Origin of the sequence: Enterobacter cloacae (assembly GCF_013375935.1) — a bacterium.
GTDB lineage: Bacteria > Pseudomonadota > Gammaproteobacteria > Enterobacterales > Enterobacteriaceae > Enterobacter > Enterobacter pasteurii.
In genome coordinates this window covers 1,307,159-1,325,440 of the sequence record NZ_CP056117.1, presented here as the reverse complement: position 1 = coordinate 1,325,440, position 18,282 = coordinate 1,307,159, and the positions used below count along the sequence as shown (strand labels likewise).

Here is an 18,282-nt window from a genome sequence, read left to right as displayed (position 1 = left end):
TGGCTCGCACAAGCCAGCAACAAAATTACACTTTTGCGTTATTGCCGGCATCGGCGAGATAGCGTTGTTCGAAAATATCCGACGGCACGGCGCGGGCAAACAGGAAGCCCTGCCCGCTCTTAACGCCCGCCGCAGCCAGCCACTCGCGCTGGGCTTCGGTTTCAATACCTTCGGCAATCACGTGCAGGTTCAGGCTGTGCGCCATCTGGATAATGGCCTGCACCAGGCTGCTGTCTTCCGGTAATCCCTCAACGAAGGTTTTGTCGATTTTCAGGACGTCTACCGGCAGGGCCTTCATGTGCTGAAGCTGGCGCAGGCCTGAATAGCCCATCCCAAAATCATCCAGCGCAATGCGGATCCCGGCGTTGCGCAGCGGTTTCAGAATGGCGACGGCGTCGTCAGGATCGTCGATACAACGGCTCTCGGTTACTTCCAGAATCAGCGTGTCTGGCTGAATGCGGTAGCGCTGGATCAGCTCCAGCATCTCCGACACCATGGTCGGATGCATCAGCTGTAGCGCAGAAAGATTCACCGACAGCGGCAGAGTGATCCCCCGCTGCTGCCAGGCCGCGAGCTGGCGGCACGACTCTTCCAGCACCCAGTAACCCACGGTCACCATCAGGCCGCAGGACTCGATACGCTCGATCATGCCTTCAGGCAGTTCCCACGCGCCATCCGGCTGCTGCATACGCAGTAACGCTTCGGCGCTGGTTACTTCGCCCGTGCTCAAATTCACCTGCGGCTGTAGCCAGAGCGCAAACTGGCGATTGTCCATCGCCGTCAGAATGTCGCTCTCTTCCGTCAGGCGCTGCTGGGCTTTTTCCATCTGCTCCGGGTCAAAGAACTGGATCTGATTTTTCCCTTTACGGCGCGCGGTAAACGCCGCCGAGAAAGCGCGACGGTACAGCTGCTCGGCGGTCAGGCCACCGTAGTACATCGCAATGCCGATGCTGGCGCTCGGGCGTAGCTGGATGCCCTGCACGGGCAGCCGCTCATTAATGACAGTGAGTACTTGCTGACCTAGCGTGATGGCGTGCCACGGCTCTTTTACACCGTGAGCAATAACCACCAGGTCATAGCCGCTCACCTGGGTGAGCACCATCCGCGGCGACAGCACTGATTTCACCTTTTCCACCAGCGTCAGCAGCAGCATCTCGCGCTGGCTCTCTTTCAGCACGCCTGCCGTGTCCTGCAAGGTTTCGCAGGCTATCACCATCAGCGCGGTGGTCTGCTGGCGGGCCACGATCTGCTCCAGCAAGGCCATCAAAAACGCTTTGTTTGGCAGGTCTGAAACCGGGAAGCGGGTGGCGTTGTTGCTCAGCTCTTCCTGCTGGCGCAGAACGCGCTGCTGGTTGATATTGTAACTCCGGACCAGCATGCCGATTTCATCGTCGTGGTGAAGGCGCGGCAGGGCAAGCTGATGCCCGACGTGCTCCTGCGGGGAGAGATCGTTCAGCTCACGGGCGATGCGGCGCAGGGGATGCACAATCAGCCGGTTGATGCACCACGTCAGCGCCACGCTCAGCATTAACGTCAGAAGTAAGTAAGTAGTTACTAACGTAGCAACCCAGCTCATGACGAATTTATACATGCGGTACGAGTCCGCCTGTAACACCAGATACGCCAGCGGCTGCGGGTTGGCAGGCCTTTCCAGTGAATAGAGGGGCAGCGAAATCTGCACCGGCAGCTCAAACATGCGCATCACCATCATCGGGACGGGGCGCTCAGGAATAAAACTCATCCGCAGCGCCTGGAACTGGTTAGGCAGCACGACGTCTGCGCGGCTTACGATACCGGCGGGCTGGATGCGTTTCAGAATAGATTCCGCCTCGGGAATATCCCCCTTCAGGATCGAGGCTGACAGCGGTTCCCGCACCGAGCGGGCGATACTTTCCAGTTGCGAGGCCGTGTTATAGCGATTCTGCTGTACGGAATGAAACAGCAAAATAACGCAGAAGATGAAGACAAACAGCATTGTGACGGCAGACACCATCGCCATCTGTTTGATCGTTAAGGAACGGCTGACACGCAAAATGACTCTCCACAAAACTCGAAGCGCAGGGCGCACCAGGGTGTAAACCTGGTGCGCCCGAGTATACCCGATAGCTGGACTTTTAAGAGAGACTTACAATTAGATTAAGAGAAAATCCGATTACCAGTCTGCATAAGGCACCAGCGGTTCCGGCGGTAAGTCCATATCACCCTGCCAGCCCGCGGCAGAATAGCGCACATAGAGCAGCGCGTGGCTCGGGGTATAATCTTTCGCTTCCTGAATATCGACGCCCAGACCGACAAACCAGTTGGACGTCACGCGGCGCTCAACAATCGCCCTCGCGGTATAACCGGTGCCCGACGAGCTGCTGCCGGTTTCCATCACCCCTTTATCGGTATAACGGCCTGGCTCATTGTCGGGGATCAGCCCCTGCAGCGGATAACGCATCACATCTTTTGTTTTTGAATGGGACCAGGAGACGGAGCCACCCAGCTCCCATGACCAGTTCTCCGTGCGCTTGCGCCAGTTCACCGGTAAGGCGAACGATACATACTCCTGAGGACTGTAGTAGCCGCCCTGACCCAGCGAATAGCCGCTTAAGTCTTTATCATAGTGCCACAGCATGTTCGACACGCCGACCGTCAGGCGCTCATTGTTTTTGTTGATGAGCTTGTAGTAGTAGCCGGTCATCCAGCGGACGCGCCAGTTATCTTCCACATGCTTCCCGGTCAGGCTGTCGGCGCTCAGGCTTGACCAGATACCGTTAGCTTCGCCTTTATCATAGCTCACGCTCACGCCGCCGCCGGTAGCCCGCACGCCGCCCCAGGTGGTGTCGGTATTGGGATCTTTTTGCCCGGCAAACGCCAGCACGGAGCTGGAAACCGGACGACGATGGGCGTTCAGGGTGTAGCCAATCGGCCCTAGATCGTTGCTGTAGCTCAGGCTACCCACCACGTCCACAACGTTAAAGCCCATCGGCGTGGTACCGATATCCCACACCCAGGTGTTATTCTGCCAGCCGACGGCCACGCTGGCGCCGTTGGCCGACTGATTCGTGCTGCCGCGACATGGCGTTTCGGCGCAGGTACCCCACGTTGGATCGTAGGTGCCGTTGTCCGTATCAAAGGAGCCGGCGTTCATATTGACCAGATCGCTACGGAAGAACATTCGACCGTCCGACAGCGGCGCGTCAACCTGAAGCATGGTGGTGTGTGCTTTAAGGTCGGAATACCCTCCCGTACCGCTGGATCCCCAGTAATCGTGTTGCAGCGTGACGTTAAGATCCTGCTGACGGTACAGCTCGCCCGCATCGCTGCGCACGCCGCGCTTCAGCCAGTCATCTTTTTCATCGTTACGCGTCAGGCGCGTAAAGCTGTCGTTATCGGACGGGCGGGTCGTGGTAATGCCCGAGGAGACCATCGCGTCTTTATATGTGTCCAGCGCCTGCTGAGGCCGACCGCTTTGTGCCTGGAAACGGGCGGCATCACGCACCACCAGCGCGCTCTCCATAGATGGCGGCTGCGACTTTGCCTGAGGAAGAATGGCGTTGAAGGTCTTTTCTGCTGCGGCCGAATCGCCCAGGCCTGCCTGCGCCATGGCAAGTCGTCGCTGCATATTGATGGAGAGCGGTTCGCCGTTTTGTTCCGCCGGCATCGTCGCCAGCGTCGCGCGCGCCGCGTCCTTGTTGCCCTGCGCAATATACACTTCGGTCAGGCCGAGAATAGCGTCTTCGTTCTGCGGTTCGCGTTGCAGGACGGTGCTGTAGGCGTTTTTCGCGGCGTCGCGGTCGCCACGCTGTTCCGCCCAGTCCGCCAGCGTCAGGTCGATACGGGTGGACGCAGGCTGCTGGCGAAGCAGCGCTTCCGCCTCCTGCTCTTTACCGCTGTCGCGCAGGCGGTTAGCGGTTTCCAGCACCTGATTGCTTTGCAGACGTTCCGCCAGCTCCTGGATATTACCGTTCCACCTGTCGCGCGGCAGCGTATTCAGATGTGCCAGCGCGGCACGGTCCCGATCGTTACCGGACAGGTAAAGCCCGCTGGCGTACACCTGCTCCGGATCGCCCGGCTTCTGGCTTGCCAGCTGGAGCATAAGGTTATCCGCCTCGCTGCGCTGGCCCGCGCTGTACAGATCGCGCGACAGACGGTAGGTGATCCACACGTCGCCCGGCGAAAGCGCAAGGCGGCGGCGCTGAATTTCTGCGGCCTGGGCATATTTCCCCTGACTTTCCAGCTGTTCAGCCTGGGCCGAGAGCTGCTCGTTCGTCAGGCTGCGTTCAATATCATCAATGCTGCGGCGCTGGCTGGCAGAGAGAGACTGAATAAACTGTGTTGCTTTCTCCGGGGACTGCGCGCGATAAATATTGGCAAGGCCGCGCACCGCGTTGCTGTTGCCGCTGTCCATGCGTAACGCCTGGCGGTAATAGCGTTCCGCCTGAGCCGGGTTGTTGGCCTTCAGGGCGTTATCACCCTGCTGGATCAGCAGCCAGTACCGGTTGACCTTCAGCAGGCTGTCCCATTTCCCGCGATTTTCGCTCTGGGGATCGAGGGCGATCGCCTTTTCAAACTGCGCCACCGCGCGGACGCGATCGCCTTTTTGTGAATAGGCCTGCCCCAGCGCGCCGACGGCTTCACTGTCGGCGTGGTTGGCGCTGACCGCTTTTTGCAGCTCGGCCACCGCTTTGCTGCCCTGCCCGGCATCCACCGCGGCTAACCCTTCGGCTTTCGCGCGGAACGCCGGATCGGCGAGCTGTTTTTGCTGCGCTTCAAGCTGGGCGCGCGCTGCCGTCACGTTTTCGCCATCGCTGAACACGCTCAGGTATTTTTGCAGTGCAGTCACGCTGGCGCTGCTGGCCGGCAGATCCTTGATCTGCTGGTACCACATATCCGACGCCTGGCTGCGGCCATTGTTTGATTTAGCCATCTCCTGCAACACCGCAAACCCTTCATCGCGGCGTCCGTCCTGGAACAGGAGCTGCGCCAGCGAAGCCTGTAGCTGGGCGTTGCCCGGGCTGCTGGCGTTAATGTTTTTAAGCTGGCCTATGGCCGAATTACGGCGGGCAGGCTCTTTCGCCACCACGTTCCAGTACTCTGTCGCGATCTCGCCGGTAGGCGGATTACCGTCAAACAGTTTGTCGTACGCGGCAATGGCTTCCTGCGTATGGCCAGTGGTGGCAAGCAGGCGAGCCTGCTGTAGGGCCTGACGCCCCTCCGGCGTGGAGAGCAGCATGGTATTACGGGAGGACTGGTACACGTCCGAGTCTGGCGCCATCCCTTTCAGGCGATCCAGCTCTTTTTGCGCGCCCGCCGTATCGCCCTGCCGTAACAGGTAGCGGAAGCGCGCGGCAATAACATCCGGGTTGTTGGGGTCGATAAGCTCAAGGCGATAAAGCGACTGACGCACCAGATCTTCGCGCTGCGTGGATTCCCCCAGACGGACCTGTTCCAGCAGCTGTCTCTGCTGCGGGGAGTTGGCGGCCTGGGCCAGGGGCATCAGCGCCAGGCCAAGCGATAAGGTGAGTAGATTTATTGTGAACGTGCGCATTCCTGACCCCAGTCCGGTATTAATTCACCTTGCGCGGTGAAGCGAAAACGATGCTCATCCCACCCTTGTCCGAACAGGGTCAGAACGTAACTGTAATAGGCATTGTTATCGGGAAAACGATCGGCGACGCGCTGACGCTGCACCGCCTGCGCGTCCCGGTTTTGTAAGAACGGAAGCAGCGAGGCAGAGAACCCTACCGGCCCGTCGCCGGTGCGTTTCCCCGTTGCCACATCCACTTTCTCCGGCGGCAAGCCTTGCCTGATTGTCGTGGTCGCCATGGGCTTGAAACGCGCCAGAAGCCGGGCTTTTTGCGGATCGTTATCGTTCATCATCCCCACCCAGAGATAGACGCGAATCGCATCGTAGCTGCCGATCAGGGTCGGATCCTGCTTCAGCTGCCAGCCGCCCTTTTTCTGGTATTTCACCCAGTTAGGGGAAAACCCTTTCGGCGCGGTCTCCAGCAGCAGGCGCAGGTTGGTTTCGCGTAGCGTCGTCCACGGGGCGCCAAAACGGGTAAAATAGCCCGCAAGCTGCGGCGGCAGGTAGCTGGGGTTGAAGCGCCAGACGTTCTCGTCGGCAAAACCGACCTTACCCGGTAAAAGCATAGAGCCCAGCCCAGGCACCTTCACCACCTCCTCGCGGGCAATGCGCGTTAACAGCGCCTTACCCGTGCGGGTGTAATCGGGATTGTTCCACAGCCGCCCGGCTTCCAGCAGCGACCAGGCAATCCAGATATCGGCATCAGACGCAGAGTTATCGTCGATAACCGCCCAGGTTTCTTCATCCGTTTTCCCCCACAGCCAGGCAGGGAGTTGTTGCGCTAAATCCCCCCCGGCGAGGTTATCGCGCGTCCACGTCAGCAGCAGATCGAACGCGTTGCGGTCGTTTGCGGCAAGGGCAAAGAACAGACCGTAGCTTTGCCCTTCGGAGGTGGTGATTTTGCGCGCGTCGCTGGGGTCGATCACGCGCCCGCTTTCGCTCATGTAATCCTTTTTAAACGTCTCCCATGCAGGCCAGTTACAGGCGGCGTGAAGCGTCGTCGTCGTCGCCAGCATCAATGCTGCCAGTACACATCCGCGAAAGACTTTCATCACAGCTTACTCATGGTCCGGGTTAAGTCGACGGCGGCTGATGATCCGCAGCAGACGCCACAGCACCCAGGCCAGCAGTACCACGCTGAGCGCAGCCAGCACGGCCAGCAGCACCGGATGGTTAGAGAGGGCGTACCACAGACGCTCGAACCACGGCAGATGGCCCACATAGTAAACATCCCCCACGCGCAGGCTGTTGACGCCCGACTCACGAATAACCGAGACGGAACCGAACATTGCCGCTCGTTTACCGCTGTCGTTCATGGCCTCGTTGAGCAGTTCATACCCGCGCGGGCTGTCCGCCAGCAGGGCGATAACGCTGCGCTGGTCGTTGTACGGAGACTGGAAGCCAACAATCGCGGCCATCGGGCCCGTTGAGCTTACGGTCGTCTTGATATTGGCCTGACGATCGCCGCTGTCCGGCATGATGCTCGGGAACTCGGTCTGGCGCAGCGGGGTGTTGACCCAGGACTGGGCCGCCTGCACCAGCAGATCGACGCGCTTCTCGTCTTTCAGCTTGTCCGGGATGTTGCCGATGACCATGATATCGGCGTCTTTGTCCTGGATCTGACTACCGTCATCCGTCACCGTCACGTTAATGGCCGGCAGGCCGGTTTGCGCCCCGACGGTGCCCATGGTGTCGAGCAGGGTGGCAACCTGACCTTCGTTGGCCGCTTTTGGCATTACAACAATCGATTCAGAGAGATCCGCCATGCGGCTGAACGGGAAGCTGGCGTTAGCAAACGCACGCAGATCCGGCATCGCAATAAAGTGGTAGTACTTCGAGAAGTCGATGGTGGAATCATCGCCAATCACCACGTGATTTTGCACCGGCTGGAAGGTAATACAGTTTTCCACCGAACCGCCCGGCATCGGGTTCATATACTGGAAGTTAAACCGCAGCTGGTTTATCGCCCCCAGCTTCAGCGCCGGGATAGAGACATCGGTTTTACCGTCCAGCAGCCCCTGCAGAACCGGCAGACGCAGCATCAACCGGTTTGTCTCCTGGTTACTGGCCAGGCTGAACGATTGCAGGAACTGGTTGTTAAGGCTGATATCCATGCGCGAGCTGTCTTTGGTTGGCGGCGCGGTGTAACGGTAGTTCAGGTTGATATCGATACCGTTGGTGCGCAGCAGATACAGATCCGGCGGCAGGTTCAGAGACAGGCTCACCGGAGAAGGTTCCAGCCCGGTTGACTGCAGCTGCTCTTCATAGGTTTTCAGCTCGCCGAAGGTAATCGCGCGGTCGGTGCGCACCCAGTTCGGCGCATCGTAAGGCTTACGCGCCAGCAGCGGTTTCACCTCATCCACCACGACGCTGTTACCGCGGAACAGGATATTTCCCTGGGCAATGCCCTTCGCGGCCTGCACCAGATCTTTTTCGTCACGCCCGAAGACCACCAGCAGCTTCACGTACGGGTTGTCCGGGTGGCTCATCATCTCGATGGTCGGCGCTTTCACATCCGGATGGTCGCGCAGGAACGCCGGGCGCCTGGCGTTGGTTGCAAACACAATGGCATTTTTGTCGGGCATTTTGTCGTACATCACCGGGAAGCTCTGTCCACGCCAGCCGGAGCGGGAGCCAAACCACGATGCCACGATGGTCGCCGCCAGCTGTTCGGTTACGTCCGGCGCGCCGGCAAAGACCATCGGCAGATTCAGCGGGCGGTTATCGCGCGGGTCGAAGAACGGCACCGGGAAGGCAGAGAGATCGTTTTTCAGCGCCAGCGGCTGATAGGTCATCTGCAACGAGGAGTTACGACCAACGTCCAGCCACAGCGTGCTGCTGGACGGGTTTTCGCAGACGTCGCGATAGTGGCCGACAAACTCCAGACGCACGCGGTTAAAGTCGGTGATAAACAGCGGGTTAATCGGAACCTGCGCCAGGGTTTTCTTACCCAGCTGCTCTTTGGTGACCGGCAGAACCTCCATCAGCTCGTCGTTCAGGTAAACCTTAAGCTGGGACTGCACCGGCAGCAGCGACGGCGATGGCGTGTATTCCAGGTTCAGCATCGCTTTCGACACCAGCTCATCGCTTCGCATGCCAAATTCAATGCCGCCGTTCGGGTTAGTACCGCGCAGCACCATGCTGCCAGGCGGCGGCGCAATCTGGGCAAAGGTCAGCTTCACATCACGCGACGGCGTATTTTCCGCCACTACCGGCGCGCTGGCCCCGGGCACGCCGGGCATCACTTGCCCGACAACCGGGCTGTCGGCGGGCAGCGTATTCCCCGCTGTCGGCTGATTCGGGGTGACGTTTTCCGTCTGCCCCGGCGCCGCAGTCACAACCGGATCGGTCGCCTGCGCGACGACAGGCACCGTTGGCGCAGGCGTGGTCGCCGCGTTGTCAGGCGCTGCGTTAACCACTGTTGCAGGGAGCGCACTCATCCCCATTGCCACTGCACATAACCAGGAAAGTTTTGTTTTCATCGCGTTATCATCATTGTTGAGCCATAACCGGGTCCGCCTGCTTCGCTTCATCTCGCTCGGGCCGGCGCGGAATGAACGACACGACCCAGGAAACCAGCGAAGTAAGTGACCGGAAAATTAATTTCACCGACGACGGGGCAAATTCTGCAAGGTGACGATAGCCACGGAACCCCAGCTTGAGAATATCCAGCAGGCTTTCCAGAGGCTTATCCTCAGGGAAGCTGTCCTGCCAGAGAGCCCACGTATCCGCGCGGGCAAACGTACACTGCACAAAATCAATGTGTTGCTTTTTGGTCAACGGCATCAGCTGCAGGCCAACTTCACTGCCCCTCACGCGTACAACCTGCGTCGGGAAGACATACTCCTGCTGGCCGCGCTTGAGCAGCAAGTTGACCTTCTGCCCCTCCAGCACCTTCGCCTGGCCGTTGATCTTGATGCCCAGACCGCCATCAGAGAAGTCGTGTACGGTGCAGGAAAAGAGATGGCCATCCTCGCGGGCAATGGCCGCCGGCATGCTGATTTCGACGCGATGCGCGCGACGAACCTGTTTACTTTCCACCGATACCGCCACGGCGCCACCGAGGATGATCAGGTTATAGAACACCCACGCCATGCTCACAAATACCGTCAGAATTTCGTTTTCCGGGCCGTAGAAGTAGCGCCAGATCCCGGCAATTACCCCCACGATGTTCAGGAGCACCAGGAAGATATACGGCCGGGAGATCACCCAGTCGACGTACTCCTCTTCCACCAGCCCGCCCTTCGCGGTGACGTTGAATTTCCCTTTATGCGGGTTGATTAGCGCCACCATGGTTGGCGGCGCGATGTACCAGGCCAGCACCGTTTCGTAGATTTCGCTCCAGAACGAGTGGCGGTATTTCCCCTGAATCTTTGAGTTCGTCAGGCTGGCGTGAACCATGTGCGGCAGCACGAACAGGGCGATCATCAGCGCGGGAGCGTAGATGATGTAAGCGTGAAGCAGCAGGAACGCCAGCGGCGCGGTGAGGAAGATAAGCCGTGGAATGCCCGACAGGAAGTGGAACATGGCGTTGACGTAGCAGAGGCGCTGCGCCAGCTTTAGCCCTTTACCCATCAGCGGGTTATCGAGACGGAAGATCTGTACCATGCCGCGCGCCCAGCGAATACGCTGGCCGATATGAGCGGAAAGCGATTCCGTAGCCAGCCCCGCCGCCTGCGGAATACGCATGTAGGCAGAGGTGTAGCCAAGGCGGTGCAGACGCAGGGAGGTGTGAGCATCTTCCGTGACCGTCTCCACGGCAATACCGCCGATTTCATCCAGTGGCTTACGGCGGATAACCGCGCAGGAGCCGCAGAAGAACGTCGCGTCCCACATGTCGTTTCCGTCCTGCACCAGGCCATAGAACAGCGTGCCTTCGTTCGGGGTTTTACGGAAGCGGCCCAGGTTACGTTCAAACGGATCCGGCGAGAAGAAGTGGTGCGGCGTCTGCATCATCGCCAGCGCTTTCTCCTTCAGGAACCAGCCCATGGTCATTTGCAGGAACGAGCGCGTAGGCACATGGTCGCAGTCAAAGATGGAGACAAACTCCCCTTTGGCATATTTGAGCGCGTTGTTGATGTTGCCGGCTTTCGCGTGTTCGTGGGTGGTACGGGCGATGTACTCAACCCCCACTTCGTCTGCGAACTGGCGGAACTCGGCGCGACCACCGTCGTCCAGGATCCAGATTTTAATTTTATCCTTCGGCCAGTCGATGCCCAGCGCGGCGTAAATGGTGTTTTTCACCACCGACAGATCTTCGTTGTAGGTCGGCACGAAGAGATCGACCGACGGCCACTGGGTCGTATCTTTTGGCAGCGGTACCGGCTGTCGGTTCAGCGGCCAGATGACCTGGAAGTAACCCAGCACCAGCACGATCCACGCGTAGGTCTCCGCAAACAGCAGAACTAACCCACACACCAGGCTGACCGGATCGTCCCAGTTCAGGGTAGAAGTGTATCGCCACCAGATGTAGCGGCAGGAGACGGTCAGCGACAGCACAATCAGCATCAGGGCCGAGAAACGCCCAGGAATGCGCCGTACCAGCAGCGCCACGCCCCACAGCAGGATCAGGAAGGTGAACTGCGCCAGCGGGTTGAACGGCTGGGTAATGCAGACCAGCGCCAGAATGAGCGAGAACGCCACAACCACGCCGAGAATAAAACGGCGCAAGCCCGGGTGGAGGTGCCCGAGCTCTTTATGGTGATCCAGATGACCCGTTCGGTCGCCGACGCGGTCGGGCAGCCGATCCAGCCACTGGTGATAGCGCTCGCGCAAGTGCTGCACGCGATCGAAGCTGCGCCAGCGGGACGTTTTTTTCTCCGCGCCCGTTGAGGTCGCCAGTAGCCAGATGGACTGAATAAGATAGCGCGCCGGATCCAGCGGCCGCGGCCTGTCCGGGTTGATATGCGGATAGAGCTCGTCGTGGCGCGTACGAATACGCTGCCAGCGAGGATGTTCGAGGGGAAGAAACATCCACGCCAGAACCATCCAGAAGCAGCCTGACGCAGCGCTCAGCGAGGAGGCGTTGTGATGGCGGTAATGGCGGTAGCGTTCACTTAAGCGCGAACTGACCGGCGGGATGAGCAACCAGTTGGCAACGCGACTCATGCTGTACTCCCGGCAGACTCCGGTCGTTTTGCAAAGTGCAGCAGACACCAGTTTGCCAGCGTCAGGATCTCTTCCGCCGCCAGCGAATCGCTACGGTATTCCCCAAGCGGTTGTTTCGAAGCGAGGCACTCCGCCATCGCTTCGTCACGATGAATAACCATCGGCAACAGGCGGCGCTGGCTCTGAAGCCAAACCTGGTACAGATCGTCCTGGATCTGGCTGCCAATGCGCAGATCGTTAATCAAAATATGGGCATTCGCGGGCATCGCCTGCTGGTGCAGACGGATATGGCAGTTCGCATCCACGTTCGCGATGGAAAGCACATGGTCACACTGCGCCAGGAGCTGGCGGGTCAGCGAGGCCGCGCCGTGCGGCAGGTCCAGCAGGATCCACTGATAGTGCCCCTTCTCTTTCAGGCTCTGCAATGCGGTGGTGAAGCGAGAGAACAGACGCTGAAACGCGGCTTCATTGCCGCGCTCGGTTTCGGTTAGTTGCCCAAAGGGAAGCAAATCGAGCTGGGAGGTATAGCGTAAACCCGCATCCCGCCAGTCTTTATCGTCCAGAAGCGCGCGCCCCCAGCCGTTTGAATGCGTAAAGTCTACATTGAATGAGATGCGCAACAAATTATCGGAACAGGCATCAATGACCAGTACCGATTCACCTAATACCTGCAATGACCACGCCAGCGCCGCGGTAACGGAAGTTGTACCTACCCCACCACGGACGCCTTGTAATCCTAGTACGGCCATCAATGGCTTCCTTATTGTTGTTGGGCAAATTCAGCTAATAACGGCCAGCGTTTAATAGCCGCGGCCAACTGTTCCCGCTGGGAAATATCGGTGTAGTCTATTTCTGGCAAAGAAAAGGCCTGCGTGAGCGCCAGAAAATCGTTTTGGAATGTGTAACCCAGGCTTGAATCGACCGGCGTTGCGGGTTCGTTATTTTGCATTCTTATTTCATCCCTTTGGGTAAAATCATAAGATTCAGATGCAGCGAGGCGTCCTGCCCACGAAATTTCATTTACATGCTAAATCTGATGTTCTTTAATTTCAATGTTAGGTTTATTTCTACGCTTTCGCTAGTAAACTGAGAGGCATAGAAATTCGACGAAAGAGGGACACCGTGGACTCCATATTTTCTATTGGCATCCAGTCATTATGGGACGAATTGCGCCACATGCCAGTCGGAGGAGTCTGGTGGGTTAATACGGATCGTAATGCTGATGCCATCAGTCTGGTAAACCAGACGATAGCGGCGCAGGGTAAGGATTCCCGCGTTGCCGTCATTACGATGGGCGAAGAGCCAAAGTCTGTCATCAGGCTCGAAACTGACCGTGGACCCCAGACAGTACGATTATTTTCCATGCCTGAGGATACTAACAGTCTATACTTTTTACCCCGCGATATTCAGTGTTCTATTGTTCCCGAACACTATTTGCTGATTCTTAAATGTTCTAATAATGGCCTGCAAAATATTCAAACTGAAAAACTGCAAAAATGGCTGGGAAGAATCAACCGCTGGGCTAAAAATCAAAACTGCACCGTATTGGTTGTTAACCCAGGCAGTAATAATGACAAGCTTTTTTCACTTTTAATGAGTGAATACCGTTCTCTGTATGGCCTGGCCAGTATCCGCGCTCAGGCAGACAGCTATCTTTACGATATTGCTTTCTGGTGCAATGAAAAAGGGGTGAGTGCCCGACAGCAGCTTACCCTCAACCATGTCGGGGACGAGTGGCATCTCGCGCAGCAGGAAGAGACGGTGGTTCAGCCACGCAGTGATGAAAAACGCATTCTGAGCCATATTGCGGTACTGGAAGGTGCGCCTGCGCTTTCTGAAAACTGGTCACTGTTCGATACCAATGAAGCCTTATTTGAAGAAGCCCGCACAACGCAGGCGGCAACCATTATTTTCTCGCTGATTCAGAATAACCAAATCGAAACGCTGGCGAGGCACATTCACACGCTACGCCGTCAGCGCGGAAGCGCGTTAAAAATCGTGGTGCGTGAAAATACGACCAGCCTGCGTGCCACCGATGAGCGTTTACTGCTGGGCTGCGGCGCCAATATGGTCATCCCCTGGAATGCTCCCCTGTCGCGCTGCCTGACGCTGATCGAAAGCATTCAGGGCCAGCAGTTTAGCCGACATGTTCCGGAAGATATCAGCACCCTGCTCTCAATGACGCAGCCGATGAAACTGCGTGGCTACCAGAAGTGGGACACCTTCTGCGATGCGGTCAGCAATATGATGAGCAATACGCTGCTGCCGGCTGACGGTAAAGGCGTGATGGTTGCCCTGCGTCCCGTGCCGGGGATTCGCGTTGAGCAGGCGCTCACGCTGTGCCGCCCTAACCGCGTCGGGGATATCATGACCATTGGCGATAACCGCCTGGTACTGTTCCTCTCCTTCTGCCGGGTGAACGATCTCGATACTGCGCTGAATCACATCTTCCCGCTGCCTACCGGGGATATTTTCTCCAACCGCATGATCTGGTTCGAAGATAACCTGATCGCTGCTGAAATCGTCCAGATGCGTACTCTGGCACCAGAACAGTGGGCAAAACCTTTGCCTGTAACAAGCGGCGCTACACCGGTGCTCAATGCGAAACATGACGGCCAAATCTGGCGTCGAATTCCCGAGCCGCAGCGCTTATTAGACGAGAACGAGGAGAGCGCCCCATTATGAACATCAGCGATATCATCCAACTGGTCGTTCTGTGTGCGCTGATTTTTTTGCCGCTTGGTTACTATGCGCGCCATTCCCTGCGCCGTATTCGCGATACGGTCAGATTACTGTTTGTTAAACCTCGCTATATCAAACCCGCCGGAACACTGACTCGCGCTCCGAACGTCAAGGCAAACCGAAAACATGACTAACTCTACCTATACCTCGTCGGCGCCGTCGCCACTGTGGCAATACTGGCGCGGCCTGTCCGGCTGGAATTTCTATTTCCTGGTGAAGTTTGGCCTGCTCTGGGCAGGCTACCTGAATTTCCACCCGCTGCTTAACCTGGTGTTTATGGCATTCCTGCTGATGCCCATCCCGAACCTCAGGCTGCACCGTATTCGCCACTGGATCGCCATTCCCATCGGTTTCGGCCTGTTCTGGCATGATACCTGGCTGCCTGGCCCCGAAAGCATCATGAGCCAGGGCTCTCAGGTCGCGGGCTTCAGTTCGGACTATTTGCTCGATCTGGTTGAGCGCTTTATTAACTGGCAAATGATCGGTGCCGTCTTCGTCCTGCTGGTGGCGTGGCTGTTCCTGTCCCAGTGGATCCGCGTGACGGTGTTTGTCGTTGCGATTATGGTGTGGCTTAACATCCTGACGCTGACGGGCCCGAGCTTCTCTCTGTGGCCAGCCGGTCAGCCGACGTCAACCGTGGCCACCACGGGCGGCTCCGCCGCTGCTACCGTCGCAACAGCAGGGGATACGCCCGTTGTGGGAGATATTCCGGCGCAGACTGCGCCGCCGACGTCCACCAACCTGAACGCGTGGCTGGCCAGTTTTTACGCTGCGGAAGATAAGCGTCAGACGAAATTCCCGGACGCGCTGCCTGCCGATGCTCAGCCGTTTGAGCTGCTGGTCATTAACATCTGCTCTCTGTCCTGGGCTGACGTTGATGCGGCTGGCTTAATGTCGCATCCGCTGTGGTCGCATTTCGATATTCAGTTTAAAGACTTCAATTCCGCCACCTCGTACAGCGGCCCGGCGGCTATCCGCCTGCTGCGCGCGAGCTGCGGTCAGCCTTCACATAAGAACCTCTATCAGCCAGCCGCAAACCAGTGTTACCTGTTTGATAACCTGGCAAAACTGGGCTTTACGCAACACCTGATGATGGGCCATAACGGCCTGTTCGGGAACTTCCTGAAAGAAGTGCGTGAACAAGGTGGAATGCAGGCCCCGCTGATGGATCAGAAAGGGTTGCCGGTAACGCTGCTGGGCTTCGATGGCTCGCCGGTGTATGACGACACCGCGGTGCTTCAGCGCTGGTTAGATACCGTTGGTAAGGAAGAAGGAACACGCAGCGCGACGTTCTATAACACGCTGCCGCTTCACGACGGGAACCATTATCCGGGCGTGAGCAAAACGGCCGATTATAAGGCCCGCGCGCAGAAGTTCTTTGACGAGCTGAATGCGTTCTTTAACGAGCTGGAAAAATCAGGTCGTAAAGTGATGGTGGTAGTGGTACCAGAACACGGCGGAGCGCTGAAGGGCGACAGGATGCAGGTGTCGGGTCTGCGCGATATTCCAAGCCCGTCCATCACTAACGTTCCGGCCGGGATTAAGTTCTTCGGCATGAAAACGCCGCATCAGGGTGCGCCATTTGAAATAACTCAGCCAAGCAGCTATCTGGCGATCTCCGAGCTGGTCGCCCGTGCGGTAGACGGTAAGCTGTTCGTGGAAGATAGCGTGAACTGGGATCAGCTCACCAGCGGCTTGCCGCAGACGGCAGAAGTATCGGAAAACGCCAATGCGGTTGTGATCAAGTACCAGAACAAACCTTATGTCCGACTGAATGCCGGGGATTGGGTGCCGTATCCGCAGTGATAGCCTGCTACACCCTCTCCCCTGTGGGGAGAGGGTTACTCAGCACTTCGCAACGAAATTTCACCGCCTACCCAGGGCTTAATCACGCCATCCTGCTCAAGAAGCAACGCCCCCTGCGCATCAATACCTCGTGACGTACCGTAAATCTCTTTATCGCCAATTAGCAGCTTAACCGGTCGGTTAATAAAGTTATCCAGCTTCTCCCAGCGGGACAGGAACGGGGCTAAACCCTCTTGCTCAAAGAGCGTCAGCGAACTTCGCAACTCGTTGATCATGCGAACGGCAAGCGTGTTGCGATCGATGGCGATCCCCGCTTCCTGAAGGTTGGTCCAGGCCTGGTTCACCACGTCGTTTTGCACGTTTCGCATCACCATGTTCAGCCCGGCGCCAATGACGATCTGCGCGGCATCGCCCGTTTTTCCCGTCAGTTCAACCAGGATACCTGCCAGTTTACGATCGTTGAGATAGAGATCGTTCGGCCATTTCACCCGAACTTTGTCCGCGCCCAGATCGTGCAGGACCTCAGCCATCACGATACCGATGACCAGGCTCAGCCCGATAGCCGCAGCCGGCCCCTGCTCAAGCCGCCAGTACATGGAGAGGTAAAGGTTGGCACCAAATGGCGAAAACCACTTGCGACCGCGTCGGCCTCGCCCGGCCTGTTGATACTCAGCAACGCAGGCATCGCCGGATGTCAGCTCGCTCAGGCGATCCAGCAGATACTGATTCGTCGAATCAATGACCGGCAATACCGCGACATTACCGTGCCCAATCTGGCTGCGGATAGTCTCTTCATTGAGCAACTGGATCGGTTCCGGCAGGCTGTAGCCTTTTCCTGGTACCGTAAACACATCCACACCCCAGTCGCGGAGCGTCTGAATATGCTTATTGATTGCAGCGCGGCTCATGCCCAGCTGTTCGCCCAGCTGCTCGCCAGAGTGGAATTCTCCATCTGCAAGAATGCCGATCAGCGTTAACGGGATTGTATTGTCCTTCACGAAATGGTCTCCACGGCATTCACTTCGCCCGTTCGGCCTATAAAGCGAACTTCAGGCTCCAGCCAGACGTTAAATTTTTCACCCACGCGCTGACGAACAAGGTGCGCCAGGCTGATGACGTCATCGCTTGTTGCGCTGCATTGATTGATCAGTACCAGTGCCTGCTGACGATGAACCGCCGCGCCGCCGACCGTGGTGCCTTTTAATTCACATTGATCGATAAGCCAGCCCGCGGCCAGCTTCACGCTGCCATCCGGCTGGGGATAATGCGGAGCCGTTGGCCAGCCAGCAAGAAGCACTCTAGCGTTTTCGCTGCTGATAACCGGGTTTTTGAAGAAACTGCCCGCATTTCCGTTCACTTTTGGATCGGGGAGCTTTGTCATTCGCATATGGCAAACGGAATCGAACACGTCCCGAGGCGTGACGGTCGCCGGATCGAGGCGAGTCAGATCGCCATAGGTCAGAACGGGTTTCCAGTCCTTCGCCAGGCGTAGCCCAACGGCCACAATGACGAAACGATCCTGATAATCGTGCTTAAAAATACTGTCGCGATAGCCAAAGCGGCACTGCTCTGCGGTTAAGCGTTGAGCTTTTCCCGTGACCAGCTCAATACAGTCGACATATTCACAGACGTGTTTCAGTTCGATGCCGTAAGCGCCGATGTTTTGAATCGGGGACGATCCTGCACAGCCCGGGATAAGGGCCAGGTTTTCCAGTCCGGGCATCCCTTTTTCAAGGGTATATTGCACCAGCTGATGCCAGTTTTCGCCGGCACCTACGTGTAAATGCCAGCTGTCAGCACTCTCTTTACTCTCGATCCCCATGATGCGGTTGACGATTACCGTCCCCGCAAAATCATCAAGAAACAGGACATTACTTCCTTCGCCCAGAATCAGTACGGGTTCACCGTTTTCTGTTGCGCTCTGCCACGCTTTCAGCAGCTGCTGAGCATTATCGGCACGTACAATTTGATTAGCATTTCGTTGAATACCAAAGGTATTCCAGGGCTTAAGAGAGTGGTTCATAGACGCTATCCTGATGCAAAAACCGGGATAG

Annotated in this window: 12 protein-coding genes; 3 read left to right on the top strand and 9 right to left on the bottom strand. The window is 57.6% G+C overall.

Features of this window, described 5'->3' with window-relative positions:
- Positions 1–25: 25 nt before the first annotated feature.
- The 7 genes from hmsP to bcsR all read right to left on the bottom strand — a co-directional run bounded on the left by hmsP (position 26) and on the right by bcsR (position 12,629).
- Positions 26–2,032 (bottom strand): biofilm formation regulator HmsP, encoded by a 2,007-nt coding sequence (gene hmsP / locus HWQ14_RS06185; protein WP_148420496.1) that lies wholly within the window; start codon positions 2,030–2,032, stop codon positions 26–28.
- 120 nt (positions 2,033–2,152) lie between these two features.
- Entirely contained in the window at positions 2,153–5,533 is a 3,381-nt protein-coding gene (gene bcsC / locus HWQ14_RS06180) for a cellulose synthase complex outer membrane protein BcsC (RefSeq protein ID WP_176609241.1), read from the bottom strand.
- Positions 5,515–6,624 (bottom strand): cellulose synthase complex periplasmic endoglucanase BcsZ, encoded by a 1,110-nt coding sequence (gene bcsZ / locus HWQ14_RS06175; protein ID WP_176611160.1) that lies wholly within the window; start codon positions 6,622–6,624, stop codon positions 5,515–5,517. The genes bcsC and bcsZ overlap by 19 nt, the downstream gene beginning before the upstream one ends.
- Before the next feature lie 6 nt (positions 6,625–6,630).
- The gene (bcsB, locus tag HWQ14_RS06170) at positions 6,631–9,054 is read right to left on the bottom strand and encodes a cellulose biosynthesis cyclic di-GMP-binding regulatory protein BcsB (RefSeq protein ID WP_176609240.1); all 2,424 of its coding nucleotides are present in this window, start codon (positions 9,052–9,054) and stop codon (positions 6,631–6,633) included.
- 10 nt (positions 9,055–9,064) lie between these two features.
- A complete protein-coding gene (bcsA, locus tag HWQ14_RS06165; RefSeq protein ID WP_176609239.1) occupies positions 9,065–11,680 on the bottom strand; it encodes a UDP-forming cellulose synthase catalytic subunit in 2,616 nt (871 codons plus the stop codon).
- Entirely contained in the window at positions 11,677–12,429 is a 753-nt protein-coding gene (gene bcsQ / locus HWQ14_RS06160) for a cellulose biosynthesis protein BcsQ (protein ID WP_176609238.1), read from the bottom strand. Before bcsQ ends, bcsA begins: the two co-directional genes overlap by 4 nt.
- A gap of 11 nt (positions 12,430–12,440) precedes the next feature.
- Positions 12,441–12,629, bottom strand: a complete 189-nt coding sequence (gene bcsR, locus HWQ14_RS06155) for a cellulose biosynthesis protein BcsR (protein WP_003861175.1) — start codon at positions 12,627–12,629, stop codon at positions 12,441–12,443.
- Positions 12,630–12,802: 173 nt separating this feature from the next.
- Between bcsR and bcsE the strand changes: the two genes are divergently transcribed.
- The 3 genes from bcsE to bcsG are packed head-to-tail and all read left to right on the top strand — an operon-like array spanning position 12,803 to position 16,228.
- A complete protein-coding gene (gene bcsE / locus HWQ14_RS06150; RefSeq protein ID WP_176609237.1) occupies positions 12,803–14,365 on the top strand; it encodes a cellulose biosynthesis c-di-GMP-binding protein BcsE in 1,563 nt (520 codons plus the stop codon).
- Positions 14,362–14,556: a cellulose biosynthesis protein BcsF gene (gene bcsF / locus HWQ14_RS06145; RefSeq protein WP_006808586.1), complete on the top strand. Its 195-nt coding sequence runs from the start codon at positions 14,362–14,364 to the stop codon at positions 14,554–14,556. The genes bcsE and bcsF overlap by 4 nt, the downstream gene beginning before the upstream one ends.
- The gene (gene bcsG / locus HWQ14_RS06140; RefSeq protein ID WP_176609236.1) at positions 14,549–16,228 is read left to right on the top strand and encodes a cellulose biosynthesis protein BcsG; all 1,680 of its coding nucleotides are present in this window, start codon (positions 14,549–14,551) and stop codon (positions 16,226–16,228) included. Before bcsF ends, bcsG begins: the two co-directional genes overlap by 8 nt.
- A 35-nt stretch (positions 16,229–16,263) precedes the next feature.
- On the opposite strand, the gene birA is transcribed toward bcsG, so the two are convergent.
- Positions 16,264–17,226, bottom strand: coding sequence for a bifunctional biotin--[acetyl-CoA-carboxylase] ligase/biotin operon repressor BirA (gene birA / locus HWQ14_RS06135; RefSeq protein WP_063450034.1), 963 nt, complete (start codon positions 17,224–17,226; stop codon positions 16,264–16,266).
- Positions 17,223–18,251 (bottom strand): UDP-N-acetylmuramate dehydrogenase, encoded by a 1,029-nt coding sequence (gene murB, locus HWQ14_RS06130; protein ID WP_176609235.1) that lies wholly within the window; start codon positions 18,249–18,251, stop codon positions 17,223–17,225. Before murB ends, birA begins: the two co-directional genes overlap by 4 nt.
- Between the last annotated feature and the right edge of the window lie 31 nt (positions 18,252–18,282).

Bases quoted from the DNA above. Each gene is read 5' to 3' on its own strand.
- bcsC (WP_176609241.1), bottom strand. From the start codon at position 5,533: ATGCGCACGTTCACAATAAATCTACTCACCTTATCGCTTGGCCTGGCG.
- bcsZ (WP_176611160.1), bottom strand. From the start codon at position 6,624: ATGAAAGTCTTTCGCGGATGTGTACTGGCAGCATTGATGCTGGCGACG.
- bcsB (WP_176609240.1), bottom strand. From the start codon at position 9,054: ATGAAAACAAAACTTTCCTGGTTATGTGCAGTGGCAATGGGGATGAGT.
- bcsA (WP_176609239.1), bottom strand. From the start codon at position 11,680: ATGAGTCGCGTTGCCAACTGGTTGCTCATCCCGCCGGTCAGTTCGCGC.
- bcsQ (WP_176609238.1), bottom strand. From the start codon at position 12,429: ATGGCCGTACTAGGATTACAAGGCGTCCGTGGTGGGGTAGGTACAACT.
- bcsR (WP_003861175.1), bottom strand. From the start codon at position 12,629: ATGCAAAATAACGAACCCGCAACGCCGGTCGATTCAAGCCTGGGTTAC.
- bcsF (WP_006808586.1), top strand. From the start codon at position 14,362: ATGAACATCAGCGATATCATCCAACTGGTCGTTCTGTGTGCGCTGATT.
- bcsG (WP_176609236.1), top strand. From the start codon at position 14,549: ATGACTAACTCTACCTATACCTCGTCGGCGCCGTCGCCACTGTGGCAA.
- murB (WP_176609235.1), bottom strand. From the start codon at position 18,251: ATGAACCACTCTCTTAAGCCCTGGAATACCTTTGGTATTCAACGAAAT.